This is a genomic window from Lutibacter sp., assembly GCF_041596795.1.
Lineage (GTDB): Bacteria > Bacteroidota > Bacteroidia > Flavobacteriales > Flavobacteriaceae > Lutibacter.
The window spans coordinates 15,525-32,393 of the sequence record NZ_JBFHHX010000018.1; the positions used below are offsets into that span (position 1 = coordinate 15,525).

Annotated in this window: 13 protein-coding genes and 1 pseudogene; 2 read left to right on the forward strand and 12 right to left on the reverse strand. The window is 30.4% G+C overall.

All coding sequences use genetic code 11. The features are described 5' to 3' along the window. Positions 1-16 precede the first annotated feature (16 nt). From ABY298_RS03885 to ABY298_RS03910, 6 genes are all read right to left on the reverse strand, one after another. The gene (locus tag ABY298_RS03885) at positions 17-691 is read right to left on the reverse strand and encodes an SDR family NAD(P)-dependent oxidoreductase (RefSeq protein ID WP_372744690.1); all 675 of its coding nucleotides are present in this window, start codon (positions 689-691) and stop codon (positions 17-19) included. 55 nt (positions 692-746) lie between these two features. Next, positions 747-2,045 carry a DUF1566 domain-containing protein gene (locus tag ABY298_RS03890; RefSeq protein WP_372744691.1) on the reverse strand — a complete coding sequence of 433 codons (1,299 nt, stop codon included), beginning with the start codon at positions 2,043-2,045 and terminating at the stop codon, positions 747-749. Between the two features lie 292 nt (positions 2,046-2,337). After that, complete coding sequence (locus ABY298_RS03895; RefSeq protein WP_372744692.1) at positions 2,338-3,750, reverse strand: efflux transporter outer membrane subunit; 1,413 nt, start codon at positions 3,748-3,750, stop codon at positions 2,338-2,340. A 25-nt stretch (positions 3,751-3,775) separates the two neighbouring features. Continuing rightward, a complete protein-coding gene (locus ABY298_RS03900) occupies positions 3,776-6,913 on the reverse strand; it encodes an efflux RND transporter permease subunit (protein WP_372744693.1) in 3,138 nt (1,045 codons plus the stop codon). 13 nt (positions 6,914-6,926) lie between these two features. Continuing rightward, positions 6,927-8,099 carry an efflux RND transporter periplasmic adaptor subunit gene (locus ABY298_RS03905; RefSeq protein ID WP_372744694.1) on the reverse strand — a complete coding sequence of 391 codons (1,173 nt, stop codon included), beginning with the start codon at positions 8,097-8,099 and terminating at the stop codon, positions 6,927-6,929. A gap of 191 nt (positions 8,100-8,290) precedes the next feature. Next, a complete protein-coding gene (locus ABY298_RS03910) occupies positions 8,291-9,718 on the reverse strand; it encodes an MATE family efflux transporter (protein ID WP_372744695.1) in 1,428 nt (475 codons plus the stop codon). A gap of 135 nt (positions 9,719-9,853) precedes the next feature. On the opposite strand from ABY298_RS03910, the gene ABY298_RS03915 reads away from it, so the two are divergent. Further along, positions 9,854-10,750, forward strand: a complete 897-nt coding sequence (locus tag ABY298_RS03915; RefSeq protein WP_372744696.1) for an AraC family transcriptional regulator — start codon at positions 9,854-9,856, stop codon at positions 10,748-10,750. A gap of 67 nt (positions 10,751-10,817) precedes the next feature. On the opposite strand, the gene ABY298_RS03920 is transcribed toward ABY298_RS03915, so the two are convergent. The 6 genes from ABY298_RS03920 to ABY298_RS03945 form a co-directional block, all read right to left on the reverse strand. Continuing rightward, positions 10,818-12,038 (reverse strand): ABC transporter permease, encoded by a 1,221-nt coding sequence (locus ABY298_RS03920; protein ID WP_372744697.1) that lies wholly within the window; start codon positions 12,036-12,038, stop codon positions 10,818-10,820. Positions 12,039-12,040: 2 nt separating this feature from the next. Beyond that, positions 12,041-12,784, reverse strand: coding sequence for an ABC transporter ATP-binding protein (locus tag ABY298_RS03925; protein WP_372744698.1), 744 nt, complete (start codon positions 12,782-12,784; stop codon positions 12,041-12,043). A 6-nt stretch (positions 12,785-12,790) separates the two neighbouring features. Beyond that, positions 12,791-13,996 (reverse strand): efflux RND transporter periplasmic adaptor subunit, encoded by a 1,206-nt coding sequence (locus ABY298_RS03930; protein ID WP_372744699.1) that lies wholly within the window; start codon positions 13,994-13,996, stop codon positions 12,791-12,793. 12 nt (positions 13,997-14,008) lie between these two features. Next, positions 14,009-15,340, reverse strand: coding sequence for a TolC family protein (locus ABY298_RS03935; RefSeq protein ID WP_372744700.1), 1,332 nt, complete (start codon positions 15,338-15,340; stop codon positions 14,009-14,011). Positions 15,341-15,528: 188 nt separating this feature from the next. Further along, the gene (locus tag ABY298_RS03940) at positions 15,529-15,990 is read right to left on the reverse strand and encodes a TspO/MBR family protein (protein WP_372744701.1); all 462 of its coding nucleotides are present in this window, start codon (positions 15,988-15,990) and stop codon (positions 15,529-15,531) included. A 46-nt stretch (positions 15,991-16,036) separates the two neighbouring features. Next, entirely contained in the window at positions 16,037-16,450 is a 414-nt protein-coding gene (locus tag ABY298_RS03945; RefSeq protein WP_372744702.1) for a 6-pyruvoyl tetrahydropterin synthase family protein, read from the reverse strand. Between the two features lie 171 nt (positions 16,451-16,621). On the opposite strand from ABY298_RS03945, the pseudogene ABY298_RS03950 reads away from it, so the two are divergent. Beyond that, positions 16,622-16,869 (forward strand): annotated as a pseudogene (locus tag ABY298_RS03950) (TetR/AcrR family transcriptional regulator); the annotation flags it as partial.

Genomic DNA, 16,869 nt, shown 5'->3' on the forward strand with positions numbered 1-16,869 from the left:
ATGGAGGTATTTTTTACTACCAATTATGTAATTTATTGTTAACTGTATCCCAGTAGGTACCACTTTTAAAATTACTTATAATAAAGTTATAAATATTTTGAGCAGATTCTTTAGGTGTTAAAGGCGCATTTTCAAGGTTGCTAAGTCTAATCTCTGTTTTTACCCAACCAGGATCTATTGCAGCAATATTTACTTCACTTTTTAATCTATTAGAAAGAATTTTTGTGTACATATTTAAAGCACTTTTAGACATTTTATAGGCCACTGAATCAAAATTTTCTGTGCCTTCTATTGAACCCATTTTGGAAGATACATTCACTATTTTTCCATTATTTTTAATTATTGGAATTAAACTTTCTGTTAAAAATACTGTTCCGTTTACATTTACTTTAAACGTTTCTTCAAAAGTATTTGGTTCTGGAGAAAAAGAGCCAAGGTCTGGTCCTATTCCTGCATTGTTAATTAAAATATCAACCTTCTTAAACTGTTTTGTTACTAAATTTGTAAATTCTTGTATACTATTTCTATCTTTTAAGTCTAAAACCATTGGAAACAAATTATTGTGTTCTAGATAGGGAATTTTCCCATTTCTACTTGTTCCAATTACAATATAATTATTAGCGAGCATTTTATTTGTTAATGCTAAACCTATTCCTCTACTTGCTCCTGTAATTATAGCTATTTTATTCATAAGTTTTAATTGTTAAAAGCTTTATTTAATAATTAAATTTATCTTTTTTGTTATTTTAATCAACGTTTCTTACCAAACGCACATAATTATAATATCTTTCGCCGCCTTCACTAGCTGGACCATTTTCGTGTTTTGTATCGAACCGCACTGCTCCTGCACCATGAGAATCTATGCCTTTTGCATTAACAGCTCTTCCAAAAGCCACATACCAAGCATAAAAATATGGTTTTTCTTTTTGAAACCTTGCCGAAGTACTTGTCCAATAATAAGGAAAGTCTTTATCACCATTTTCATTTTTAATTTCAGAAGAACTGAATAATGGATTTATTGCGGCTCTATTTAGAGAATTGTCTTTAGCTCCAGGAGCATAAGAATAATCTACAATACCTTGTAATTCTTTCACATTTGGCAAGCGCCAATCTGAATATCCTGCTAATTCTGATTCTTCTGCATACACCAAAGCATTTTTCCAATCTACTCCTTTTTTGTTATCGGATTTAGACCACATTAATCCTGTGGCTTTATCTGTAATTGTTCCATCTTCATTGTCTATAAAATCATTTACACCATATACATTTCCACGAACTGCACGCACATGTTTAAGCATAGGATTTCCTGTTGGACGTTCACCATTTTCTAGAGGTGGTGGCCTATTCTCGTCACTATTTTCACCTTCTTTTCCTTGAGGCTTTTGATCTTCAGGTGGTGGGCCTTTTCTATCTTTCATATCTTTTGGAGCTTCTCCAGGATATGCCTTAATATGACCCGTTGCGTGATTTACCCCAAAGGCAGCAGTATATTTCCCTTCTTCTGTATGGCCAATATATTGGTTACTAGCCCAATATTGTTCACTTTTATCAACTCTTTCATTGTTGACTAATGAAAAATAAGTAGTGTTTATGTAAGGCCAACCTTCACTGAAATCGCTAATAGAAAAGAGTTCTTTTAATGTTGGCATTCTCCAATCATTAAACCCTCCAAGTTCAAGGTTTTCACAATATTCTTTTGCATTGTTCCAGTCAAAACCCTCTGTTGAAGGAATTTCTTGCCACATTAAACCAGAATTTAAATCTGTTATTGTGCCATTTTCATTTTTTTTAAAAGACATTGTTTTACCTCTTAAATAATTCGCATCTTGTCCAAAAAGAGAATCTCCTGGTTGTAATTCAGTAATTTCCTTTCCATCTTCGTTATATGTAGATACCTGTCCTGTTGCTATTTGAGTGTAATTATAAATGCTTTTTTTAATTTCTTTAGATTCCTGTTTTTTTTTGCTACTGCATGATTGTATTGTAAAGCCAATTAGAACTAAAAAAGCGAATTTTAAGACAGTATTATTTTTTAATATTTTCACAATAAAATTATTATTAATTTATATTTATTATTTTACATGTAACGCAATAAGGTTAAAAGCTCAAATCATGCAGTAAATGTAAAAGTCCTGTTGTGTTATTGTTTTATTAATTTTTTTAATAAACAGATTTATAAAGGACTTCTCAAAAATAAAACTATTTGTTTTTTTATACTCTATATAATAGATAATAAAAGGTATTAACTATACGAGTAATGCAATTTTATCTATTGTAGAATTAAACTTAAATAAAAAAAATGCCTTAAAACTTAATTTAAGGCATTTTCTTTAGTAACTAATTTTTCCAACCACCACCCAGTGCTCGATATAATTTAATTACCGCTTGTAATTCTTGTTGCTTATCACTAACACTATTTAATTGTGCTGATAATAAATTGTTTTGTGAAGTTAACACATCGGTATAGTTTGTTGTTGATGTGTACTCTAATAGTGCCTGTGTAAACTCAACCGATTTCTCTAAAGCTGAAATTTGATGAGTTCTAGAGACTTGTTTTTCTTTAGCTTTTTGATATGAAAATAAAGCATTTGAAATTTCTCCTCCTGCAGACAACCACGCTAACTTATAATTGTAAAACGCTTGTTGTTGTAGCGATTGATTTATTTTTAATCGGGCTTTATTTTCACCATTTTTAAAAATAGGTTGTGTTAAGCCACCTATTAAATTATAAAACACCGAATTATCGAAAAAATCCTTTAAACTTAAAGATGATATTCCTGTATTTGCAGTAATTGTTAATGACGGATAAAAATAAGATTTTGCCATATTTACATTTTCAAAAGCGCTTCTAAAGGCCAATTCTGCCTCTTGAATATCGGGTCTGTTCTTTAAAAGTGCTGCAGGAATACCAATATTTAAATCTGTATAAGAGACTTGTTCTTCTATAGAACCTCTTTCTATAGTGCCAGTTGTTCTTCCTAACAAAATAGAAAGTGCATTTTCTGCTTCTAAAATAGAAAGCTCAATATCTGGTATAGTGGTTTCAATTTCATATCTACTTGCTGTACTTTGAACCACGGCAGCACCATCAACAATTGCAGAATTTTTAAGCAATTTCATGGTTTCTTGATCTTTTTTTCTATTTTCAAGTGTTACTTTAGTAATAGCTAATTGTGCATCTAAAGCCAGTAAATTATAATAACTCTCAGCAATATCTGAAATTAATTGAGTTTGTACGGCTCTTGTGGCAGCTTCGGTTTTTAAGAATGAAGCCAAAACAGATCGTTTATTGCTTTGTAGCTTTCCCCAAACATCTAGTTCCCAACTACTACTCAATTGCCCTAGGTACGACGTGGTATTTACATTAATACTACTTTCACTTCCTAAATTTGAAGTTGTTTCGGAACTTCTTGATCTGGTTATTTGGGCCGAACCTTCTAAACTTGGTAAAAATTGTAATCTTGCTTCAGTTAAACTAGCTTTAGCCTGATTAATATTTTCTATTGCAACTTTTAAATCGAGATTATTTTGTAACCCTTCTTCAATAAGGTTTTGTAAAATACTATCGGAAATTAATGCTTTCCATGGTAAATTAGCAATAGTTGTTGTATCTTGGATTATTGTATCTCTATAACTTTCTGCATGTTCTATATCAGGTGTTACATATTTTTTATTCACAACACCGCAAGAGTTCAATACAAAAACCAATACGGCAATTTGAATAATATATTTTAAAGATTTAAATGTCATAATTCTCTTTTTTAGGTAATTAATATTAGTTTTCATCATCTTCTCCCCAATCTTGATCTGGAATACCTACTTTTTTTTCTTGAAGTGTTTGAAAAATAACAAACAGTACTGGAATTACTAATACACCTAAAATAGTTCCTATTAACATACCTCCAATAGCTCCAGTACCAATGGCTCTGTTACCTGTTGCTCCTGCACCTGTAGCAATCATTAAAGGAAATAAACCAAAAATAAAAGCGAACGACGTCATTAAAATAGGTCTAAACCTTGCAATTGCACCTTGTATTCCCGATTGTACTATGGTTTCGCCTTCTCGCCTTCTTTGTATGGCAAACTCAACAATTAAAATGGCATTTTTAGCCAACAATCCAATAAGCATTACCAATGTAATTTGTATATAAATATTGTTGCTAATACCAAATAAATTCGCAAATATCAGAACTCCAGAAAGTCCTGCTGGTACAGATAATAAAACAGAAATAGGAAGTATAAAACTTTCGTACTGCGCACTCAACAAGAAATAAACAAATATGAAGCACAACATAAAAATATAAACGGTTTGGCTTCCTGCAGAAATCTCCTCTCTCGTTATTCCAGAATATTCGTATCCGTAACCTGTTGGTAATGTTTCTGCTGCTACTTCTTCAATAGCGTTAATGGCATCACCAGAACTATACCCTTCATTTGGTGCTCCACTTATTTTTGCCGCTGTAAATAGATTAAAACGGGTTAAACTTTGTGGTCCATAAACCCTTTTTAGGGTTACAAACTGGGTTATAGGAGCCATAACACCATTACTATTTTTAACTTTAATGGCATTTAAACTTTCAAGATTCGCCCTAAAATTTGGTTCTCCTTGGTAGATAACACGGTATTGTTTTCCAAATTTATTAAAGTTAGAAGCATATACACCACTTAAATAACCTTGCATTACACTTAAAACACCTTCTACATCTAAACCTGCCAGTTTGGTTTTAGCTACATCTACCACTACTTCATATTGTGGAAAAGTAGGATCAAATGTTGTGCTGGCATACTGTATTTCTGGTCGTTTACTTAATGCTTCAATAAAATCTTGACTTACATTATAAAGTGCATCAACAGTACCACCGCTTTGGTCTTGTAACTGAACCTCAAATCCGTTACTTAAACCAAACCCTGTTATGGTTGGCGGAGCAAAAAAGATCATTCTAGCATCTTTCATTGTCGCCGTTTTTGCGAATAACTGGTTGATAATATCTTGTACACTTTGGCCATCTTTTGTACGTTCATCCCAAGGTTTTAGTTTTAATATAAACATACCATAATTAGATCCTGTACCACTTATAAAACCACGACCAGTAGATCGTAAAAATGCGTTTACTTCTGGTATATCTTCAATAATTTTCTGTAATTCATCTAAAACTTCGTCTGTTCTTTCTAAAGAAGCTGCTGCAGGTAAACTAACATCGGCAAAAACAGTACCTTGGTCTTCATCAGGTACAAATCCAGTTGGTGTGGTATTCATTAGGTAAACGAATAGTCCAATAAAAACAACTATGACTCCAATGGCAATTGACTTTTTACGAATAAGAAATTTTAATGCATTTTTATATTTTGAAGTTGTTTTCTCAAAACCTACGTTAAATGCCACATAGAAACGTTGCGCAAAACTTTTTGATTTATGTTCTCCATGTGGTTTTAACAGCAAGGCACATAAAGCAGGACTCAACGTTAATGCATTTACAGCCGATAAAATAATTGCGACGGCAAGTGTTATACCAAATTGTTGGTAGAAAACCCCTGATGATCCACTAATAAAAGTTACCGGAATAAACACGGCAGACATTACTAAGGTAATGGAAATAATAGCCCCTGAAATCTCGCTCATCGCATCTAAACTAGCCTTTCTAGCAGATTTATAACCTGAATCCAATTTGGCGTGAACTGCCTCTACCACTACAATAGCATCATCTACCACAATACCAATGGCTAGCATTAACGCAAATAACGTTAAAAGGTTAATGGTAAAACCAAATACACTTAAAAGAAAGAAAGTTCCAATAATAGCTACAGGTACAGATATGGCAGGAATTAAAGTAGAACGCCAATCTTGTAAAAAGATAAATACCACAAGAAAAACCAATAAGAAAGCCTCTATTAACGTATGAATTACTTTTTCAATAGATGCATCTAAAAAGTCGTTGGCATTTACCATTTCTGTGTATTTTATACCTTCAGGAAAATTTTTAGAAGCTGCTTTTAGCGCCTCAATAGATTGCGCTACCACTTCTTGTGCATTAGATCCGGCAGATTGCGCAATAGCAACACCTGTTCCTGGTTTACCGTTAATAGTGGTTATTGAACTGTAAGATTGTGATCCTAATTCTACTCTAGCTACATCTTTTAAGCGTAGAATACGTCCATCATCCGTAGTCTTGATAATTATATCTTCAAAATCGGTAGCATTTTGTAATTTACCTTTATATTTTAAGGTATATTGATATGCTTGATTTCCTTGTAAACCTAATTCACCTGGTGCTGCCTCCAAATTTTGGTCCGCAAGTGCCGTACTAATATCCGAAGGAACTAAACCATAGTTTGCCATAATATTAGCCTTAAGCCATATACGCATACTATAATCTCTAGAACTGAATGCTGAAGCACTACCAACACCGTCTATCCTTTTTAATACAGGTATTAAATTAATTTCGGCATAATTCTGAATAAATTCCTCATCATAGTTATCATTTTCACTATACAATCCAAAAATAAATACATTACTACTTTGCTGTTTTTTTGTAGTAACTCCAGACTGTATAACTTCAGACGGCAATAAGTTAGAAGCAGTAGACACACTGTTTTGAACATTAACCGCGGCAATATCTGGATCGGTACCCAATTCAAAATATACGGTTATACTAGCCGAACCGCTAGTTGCTGTTGATGTCATATAGGTCATACCTTCTACACCATTAATTGCCTCTTCTAAAGGAACAATTACACTATTTAATACCGCTTCTGCATTGGCACCGTCATATGATGCTGAAACTTGTACTGTTGGCGGTGCAATATCTGGATATTGTGATATTGGCAAAGTGGTTATTCCAATAATTCCTAAGATTAATATGATGATAGAAATTACCGCTGAAAGAACCGGTCGTTTTATAAATTTGTTAAACATAATTTCTACTATTTTATTGGTTTGTAGATGTTACTTTTTCTATAATTTGCTGTAAAGCGCTTATATCACTTTCCTTTACTTGAACTGTTTTTATTTCTTTACCACTAGATAAGCCCGAAATTCCTTCAAGAACCACTTGATCACCTTCCTTAAGTCCATTTGTAACAATATAAGCTAGGCCAGAATTTGTAGCTGTTACCGTAATTTTAGTTGATTTTACCTGTGATTGATTGTTTACCAGATATACGTATACTCCACCTTGAATCTCATAAGTAGCGGATTGAGGGATTAAAAAAGCACCCTTAATAGTTCTAGGAAGTTGTATAGTAGCACTATTACCTGTTCTAAGTAAATTATCAGGGTTATTAAAAATAGCTCGTACATGAAATGAACCTGTTTCTTCATCTACTTGACCGCTAACGGTTTGAATTTTTCCTTTCTGATTGAACAAAGTATAATCTGGAAGTAAAAGAGAAACTTCATTCATATTGCTAAGCAAACCTTCTTTTGCAAACTCTAAGTAAGTTTTTTCATTTATTGAAAAATAAGCATATACCTGTTTAATATTAGATACCGTTGTTAAGGGCTCTGTAATACTGCTACTTACCAAACTTCCTAATTTATAAGGTAACGAACCTATGTAACCCGAAACCGGAGCTGTAATTTTGGTATAGTTAAAGTTACTTTGTGCATTAGAATAATTGGCTTGTGCTTGTTCTAAAGTCGCTTTTGCCGCTGTAAGTGAGTTTTCGGCTGAAGTTAACTCAAACTTGCTAATAATTTCTCTTTCCACCAAAGGCTTTGCTTTTTCAATATCTACCTGTGCAGAGCTTACATTGGCTTTTGCACTGCTAATTGCTGCCTTTGTACTTAAAAGTTCTTGTTCATATTCTGGAGCATTTAATGAAAAAAGAATTTGTCCTTTTTGCACATAATCTCCTTCATCAATAAATACTTTATCTATAAAACCTTCAATCTTAGGATAAATCTCTATATTTTCGGTTCCTTCAATTGTTACAGGAAACTCTCTATAAAGCTCTATAGTTTTTGGTGATACAGTAAGTACATTATACTCTGAAACTGAATTTCTTTTTTCTGCATTTTTATCGCTATTGCAAGACAAGGAAAGCAAACCTATGAATAGTCCGAAACTCAAGTTCTGTAAATTAATTGTTGTAGTTTTCATCTATCTTTTTTTGTTATTTAATTCTAATTTTGAATGGTTAAAAAAATGTATTTGTAAATTTTTATGTTTAATTATTAGTTTACCTAAGCCTTATAAGTGTTGGCGGATTTCCTCTAAATTTGAATGGATTTTATAGATGAGTTTTTTTAGTAAAATAATTTATTAAATATATTTTTCATCTGTATAAATTTTTAAACTGTTAATTTATTTATGTTATATTTTTTCACAAAAAAGAGCGATAATACTGCAGCAGCACCATCACTTAAGGGAAATGCCATCCATATACCTATTAAACCAAAATATTTATTAAGTAGAAATACTATTGGGATAAATAAAATTATAGGGCGTAGTAAAGCTAAAAATGTAGCTACCTTATTTTTTTGCAAAGCTTGAAAATATCGGGTAACAACAATTTGTATAGAATAAAATGGTATAGTTAATGCAAAAATTTGTAATGCTATTTTTGCTATGTTATTTACATTTTTATTTTCATTAGCATTAATAAAAATGCTTGTAATTTGAGTTGGAAATATTTCTATTAATACCGTTCCAATAATGGCTATTGCACCTACTATTAGTAATGCAAACTCTAAGGTTTTAATAGATCTATCGTAACGTTTAGCACCAAAATTAAAGCTTATAATGGGTTGCATTCCATCACCTGTTCCCAATGCAATCATCATAAAAAAAGCGTTCACACCAAAAAGTATTCCCATAGCTGCAACTCCATCTATTCCTCCAGATTTTAACAATAAATTATTAGCAAATATATTTTGAAAACTAATTGCTAAATCCATTAAAAAAGGTGCTAATCCAACCATTAAAATGGGAAGCATAATTTGTTTATTTATTTTAATTTTTTTCAAAACTAGTTTTACAGTACTTTTTCCGGTAACGTAATATTTTATTAAAAACAAGGAGTTTGATGCTTGTGCAATTATAGTAGCTAATGCTGCACCACGTATACCTAAATTAAATATTTTCATAAAAACATAATCTAAACATACATTTATTATGCATGATAGTATTATTAGTTTTGCGGGTAATTTAGGATTTCCTTCTGCTCTACAAGTAAACTCTAAGGCAAGAAAAAAACTTAAGGGAAAACCTAAAATAATAACTAGTAAATAATCTGCTGATAAGTTTAATAATTCTCCTTGAGCACCAAATAACTCTAGCAAAGGCTTATAAAAAAATAAGCCCGCACTTGTAAAAATTAAAATAGTTATTAAAAGACCTGCAACAGCATTACCCAAAACATTTTCGGCTTTTTCTATATTAGATTCACCTAAATATTTAGCTATTAATATTCCTGAACCACTTCCAAAAAGCAATATAAAACCAAACTGAAAAAGAGAAACAGGAAAAACCATTGTAACGGCCGATAATCCTTCAACACCTACAAATTGACCCACAAAAATTCGGTCTACAAAATTGTAAAGTGCATTTATTAACATTCCTAAAACAGCAGGTCCTACAAAAATGAAAAGTAACTTAAGAATACTATCTTCTTTAAAAGAATACTTTTCGTTTTTCTTACGCTCTTCATTATTAACAACTTCTTTGTTTGTTTTAATGGGAAAAAATATCTGCTGCATTTTTTTTATAAAATGACTCATTTTTATTACTTTATTTAATTGAATACAAAAATATTACAGTTAAAAACATTAATAAGAATTGTAATTTGAGTAAAACAGATTATAATTTAGGTTTTTAAGCTATTAAATCTTAATTTTGAAGAAATTAAAATAGATATGGAAGTATTTAGTGATATTAATACTTATTTTTTAAATGGTTTAGAGCCTGCTAACAATTATTCCAATAGCTTTTATATTAGAAAGATTGCTAAAGAGCAGAAATTTAGTGAACCAGATAAGGTGTTTTTTGAGCCACACAAACGTAATTTTTTTGAAATTGGAGTTTTACAAAAAAATACTAAAAAGATTAAAATAGGAAACCAAACTCTTCAAGAAAGTAATAATAGTTTAGCAATTATTTCTCCTTTTCAGGTTATAGAGTATAAAAAAAAGTTGCCATCGGATGATGATATAGGTTATGTCATATATTTTAATGCATCTATTTTTACAAATTTTAATCAATCTTATGGCTTACAAAATGAATTTCATTTTTTTAAAATTCATACAATTCCCATGTATCAATTATTAGAAAATGAGTTTAATGATATTATAACTATTGCCGAAGAATTATATAAAGAATCTAGAAGTAATAAAGCTAATAGTTTTGAGATTGTAAGATCTTTGTTACTTGTTTTGCTTTATAAAGTAAAAAGAGCTACTTATGATAATAAAGGTATAGTTACTATGAATAGGTTTGAGGTTATCATGTCTAAATTTGAGCAAGTTATTTTATCAAATAACCACTCTTTTTTATCTGTAAATGAATACGCGGCACAAATGAATATAAGTCCGGTTTACCTAACAGAATGTGTAAAAAAAGCTACGGGAAAAAGTGCGCAAAAAATAATTATCGACTATAAAATATTATATGCAAAAACACTTTTACATCAGTTAGATAAATCTATAGCGGATGTTGCTTATGCTTTAGATTTTAATGAAGTTGCTAATTTTAATCAGTTTTTTAAACGAAATACTGGAATTACCGCTACTCAGTTTAGAAATTTAAAACATTAAAAAAGCCTCAATAGAGGCTTTTTTAATGTTTATTTGCTATAACATCAGATATTTTATTTAATAATTATTATTCGTAACGTAAAGCAGTTATAGGGTCTAATGCAGCTGCTTTTCTTGCTGGATACCATCCAAAAAAGATACCTGTTACAGCACAAACAACAAAAGATATTATTATAGAATATAGTGCAACACTTGTTGGCCAGTTTAAGAATTTTTCTATAAAAATGGTAGCGCTAAGACCTAAGAGTACTCCTAAAACTCCTCCGGTAACACTTATTAAAATAGCTTCAATTAAAAACTGCATTAAAATATCTGAACCCTTACCTCCTACTGCCATACGTAAGCCAATTTCTTTAGTACGCTCTTTTACAGAAACATACATAATATTCATTATCCCAATACCTCCAATTAACAGGGAAATACCTGCAACAGCAACTAATAATATGGTTAACATCTCACTGGTTGAGCTAAATGTAGAAATTAATTCTTCCATAGAACGTACCGTAAAATCGTCATCTTCATTATCCATCAATTTATGTTGTTCTCGTATTATTTCAGTTACTTGATTTACAGCTTCTGGGGCGTCATCTTCACTCACTGCAGAAGCCATAATTTGATTTAAATAATCTATGGCTAAAATACGTTTTTGAACTGTTGTGTACGGTGCAATAACTATATCATCTTGATCCTGACCAAAGGTGTTTTCACCTTTTTCTTCTAAAACTCCAATAACTTTAAATGGAATATTATTAAAACGAATCATTTGACCTACAGGATCTTTACCATCAGGAAATACATTATCTACTATAGTTTGGCCAATTAACGCAACTTTTGCTGCAGATTTTACTTCGGCATCTGTAAACATACTTCCACTTTGTAAACCAACTGCTTTTATATTTAAATAATCTGGATTAACACCAAAAATTGTTGAAGGCCAGTTATTAGAACCATTAATTACTTGTCCGCCACCATTTACAACAGGTGTTATGTAATTTAATAAGGTTGCTTTTTCTTTAATTTCTTCATAATCCTCGAATATTAAGGTTTGCACATCACCACCGCTTCCTCTTGCAGGACCTCTATCATCGGCACCAGGTTGAATGGTTATCATATTAGAACCCATACTTGATATTGTGGTACGAATACTTTCTTTAGAGCCTTCTCCAATAGCCAACATGGTAATTACCGAAGCAACACCAATAATGATTCCCAACATGGTAAGCAAAGTTCTTGTTTTATTAAGAATAATTGCTTTAAATGCAATTTTAAATAAATTTAGTAGTCTCATAATTAGTTATCTTCTTTAGGTAATTTAGCTAATTCATTTGCTGCAGATTGAATATTATTATTTTTATAATCTTGCATAATGTTTCCATCTTTTAACACTATAGTTCTATTGCTAAATGTTGCAATATCAGGTTCGTGTGTTACAAAAGTTATGGTAATTCCTTGCTTGTTTAAATCTTGAAATAACGACATAATTTCGTAAGAAGTACGCGTGTCTAAGTTCCCTGTTGCTTCATCGGCTAATATCATTACAGGGTTATTTACCAATGATCTTGCTATAGCTACACGTTGTTGTTGTCCTCCAGAAAGTTGTGAAGGTGTATGATCCATTCTTTCTGATAAACCAACCATTGCTAATGCTTTTATGGCTCTTTCTCTTCTTTCTTCTGTAGATACTTTACTGTTGTATAATAATGGTAATTCTACATTTTCTAAAGCCGAAGTTCTTGCCAATAAATTATACGATTGAAAAATAAATCCGATTTTTTTGTTTCTAATAGTCGCTAATTCATTTCTACTTAGATCCTTTACTTTTACCCCATCAATTTCATAAGTTCCATTTGTTGGCTGATCCAAACATCCTAAAATATTTAACAATGTACTTTTACCTGATCCACTAGATCCCATTATGGTAACAAATTCACCTTCTTTAATGGAAAACGAAATACCTTTTAACGCATGAACCGTTTCGGTTCCCATTGTAAAATCACGTTTTAGGTTTTCTATTTTTATAATTTCTTTACTCATAATTGCTTACTTTTTTTTGTTTGCTCCCGGTGGTTTTGGCATAAAAGGACTTTCATTACTTCCTCCGGTACCAGCTTCAGATTTTGAAATACCTTTTAAACTATACACTAATTTTTCACCTTCTGAAATACCGCTTAACAACTGAACATTTACTCCATCACTTGCTCCTAAGGTTACTGTTTTGGGAGTAATGCTTTTATCGTTTCCTAATACCCACAGTGTTGTTTCAGTAGTTGATTGGCTGCTTGTATTTTGTGTTAAATTATGATGTGTATTATATGTTTCCAAAGTTTCAGCTTCAGGTTTAAAATTAATTGCCTTAGCTTCTGTAGTTAAAACATTTTTTAGTTCTAAAGTATATATAGAGATAGTAGCTGTTAAACCTGGTTTTAATTTTAAATCTTCATTTTCTGCTTTAATTACAACAGTGTAAGTAACTACATTTGAGGTTATTGTTGGGTCTAAACGCACTTGTGTAATAACGCCGTTAAAGGTTTCACCAATGTAAGCATCTACTGTAAATTCTACACGTTGCCCTTCTTTAACTTGTCCTATATCAGCTTCATCTACATCTGCTTCTACTTGCATTTCTTTTAAATCTTGCGCAATAGTAAATAATGTTGGTGTACTAAAACTAGCGGCTACGGTTTGTCCTTCATCTATATCTCTTGATAATACAACACCATCAATTGGCGCATAAATATTTGCATAGCTTAAATTGGTTTTGGCAGATTGTAAATCGGATAAACGTTGTGTTACAGTTCCTTTTGCTGTTTCATAATTATATAGTGCTTCATCAAAATCAGCCTTACTAATTACTTGGTTATCAAACAATGTTTTTTGTCTGTCGTAAATAATTTTTGTGTAATTTCTTTGACTTACGGCATTATCATAAGCAGCTTGTGCTTGCGTTAAAGATGCTTTTAAATTTGTTTTATCTAATTCTGCAATTAGTTGTCCTGCTTTTACTGCACTATTATAGTCTACATAAATTTTTTCTACAACACCAGATACTTGCGTACCAACATCAACTTGGTTTATGGGTTCAATTGTTCCGGTTGCCGTAACCATAGTTGTTACATTTGCTATTTTAGCTTCAACCGTTTTTGCTTCTATAATAATAGCATCGTCTCCTTTCATAAAAGTGAAAGCTATAATAGCAAGTAGTACTACTCCAATGCTACTTATAATGATGGTTTTTTTATTTTTCATGTGATTGTTTAATTAAAGTTTAATATCGTTTCCTTGATAAAATTGTAATAATTGATAGTATAAAATATTTAAGTATTTTGCTTGTAAATAATTTTGTTGCGCATTTGTATATGTGTTTTGACTAATTACTAAATCTGTAGTACTTAAATCTCCCAATTCATATTTTTTCTGAGCCAATTTGTAACTTTTTTCCGATGCTATTTTAGATGCTTCAGATGCAATTACTTGTTCTTGAGCAGATAGTGCATTTTGATAAGCTGTTTCTACCTTTTTATAAATTTCTTTTTCTGTAGTTTGTTTTTGTATTTCAGCTTTTTCTATGTTTATAGATGCTGTTTTAACAGCTGCTTTTGTTTGATTTTTATTAAATATTGGAATACTTAATGAAAGTCCTAATTTTTGATTAAAATTTAAATCAAGCTGGCTAGTAAAATTGGTGTTACTTGCACTTGTATAACCAGAGCCTAAGCTTCCTGATAAAGATAATGTTGGTAAATATCCACCTTTAGCAATAGCCAATTCTTTTTCACTTGCTGCAACATTTAGGTTGCTAACTTCAATTTCTGGTAAAAAATTTAATGCTTTAGTGTAAACTTCTGTTTTGTTAAGTGCTACATTTAAAAGATCCATATTTTCTTTTAAAGTCTCAATTTCTAAAGTTTCAAGTGGCGATAATTCTAACAATTGCTTTAGGTCAATTATATATTGTTGATAATCATTTTTTGCAGCAATTACATTGTATTTATTTGTTGCAGCCTGACTTTGTGCCTCTGTATAATCACTTATTGCAATGGTTCCAATATCTAATCGTTGTTTTGCTCGTAATACTTCTTTTTCTGATGCTTCTAAATTATTTTCAGCAATTGTAATACTTTCTTTACTATATAAAGTTTGTAGGTACGTTTCTAAAATAGTTAAAACAATATTGTTTTTTTCTACTTCTTCTTGAAAAATACTTTGCTCAAATAATAGTTTACTTTGTTTTATTTGGTTGTTAATCTGATTTCCTTGAAATAAGGTTACAGAACTACTAATACCAACATTTGTACTATGAATTTGATCTGTTTCATAATCGCTAGTAATTGGATCAATAGCATTTCCACTTGAAAAACTTTGTGAAGCACTTCCAAATAAATCAGGTAATCGAGATGATTTTGTTTTGTTGTAATCTACTTCTGCAATGCTTTTTGTTAGCGCCGCATTTTTAACTGTTAAGTTATTTTCTAAAGCATAATCAATACAGTCTTGTAATGACCAAACTTTTGTTGCTGAATTACTTGGAATTTCTTGAGCGAAATTTAATTGAGTAATTAACAGGATTCCTATCAACAGATATAATTTCATTTTTAATTGTTTTTTAATTAACACTTCAAAGATGAGATTATACGTGTGTACTTAAAATTGTAATAGATGTTTGGGGGTAATAGCTATATAAAAAGTATTTTTTAATCGATGAGATTTTTAAAATATTCCCAAAACAAAAATATTTATCATTATTGTTTTAGATGCTAATTATAGCAATTAAAGTATTATCAATTTTTAAAATAAGCATACATGTTTAAGGAACAAGCAATAAGTAACCAAATAAAATATGGAGCTATTAACAACGATTTTTTACCCATTAAATTATAAAAATTGATTAAAAAATAACCAACCAAAACAGTTAATGATATTAGTATAAATAAAGCCACTCCAATCATATGAATATTAAAAAAGAAATAATTCCAAGAAATATTTAAAGTAAACTGTATAAAAAATAAGATCCAAATATAGGTTAATGGCTTGTGTCCAATTAATGAGGTCATATAAAATGAAAAACACAGCATAATAGTTGTCCAAGCTACACCAAAAAGCCATCCTGGCGGACTCCAAGGTGCTTTGTTTAAACTTAAATACCAATTGGTTGTTGGACCTTTATCCATTAACCAACTTCCAATAGCTAACGCTCCAAAATTTAGAATAAAAAAAAGTATTAAAAGTTTAAAATTATACATAGTGTCAAAATTTTAAGGTTAAAAAAGTAGTATTATAAATGTATAACTAATAAGGAAATTCTACAAAGTTTCTAGGAGTTTCATATAGTTTTATTTTTAAGTCTAAATTATCATCTAAATGCTTTTTTAGTAAAAAATAAATTACCATTGCAATATTTTCAGCTGTTGGATTTAATTGTTCAAATTCTACAACATCTAAATTTAAATTTTTATGATCAAATTTATCAAGCACTTCGGTTTTTATTAAATCTGAAAGTATTTTGGTGTCTATAACATAACCTGTTTCTTTATTAACAACACCTATTACTTTTACTTCTAACTCGTAATTATGACCATGAAAATTTGGGTTATTACATTTTCCAAAAACTTCAATATTTTTATCACTACTCCAATTTTTATTATGTAACCTGTGTGCTGCATTAAAATGTTCTCTCCGTGTAACTGCAGTTTTATAAATCATATTTTTTTGTTTAATATTATATCTACAAAATTAAACATTATTTTAATATTGTATTTACTGAATTATCAAATATATTTATTGGTTAATAAATAGTAATAATAGGTATAAATTTTTATATTAATTATTTTTGTTTAATTTACATTGTTAAATGTTAAACAAAAAAATCATAGAATGGCAAAAAAAAGAACAATAACTGCAGATAGCATTATAAATTTATATATGGATTATGTGTTAGAACATCAAAAACAACCAGCTTCGGTTTACTTATTTGCCAAAGCTAATAACTTTGACGAACAGCTTTTTTATATGTTTTATGCAAATTTTGATGCTGTAGAAAAATCAATTTTCAATGCGTTTTTCAATAACACTTTAAATGCTTTAGAACAAAGTACTGATTATGAAAATTATGATGCTAGAGC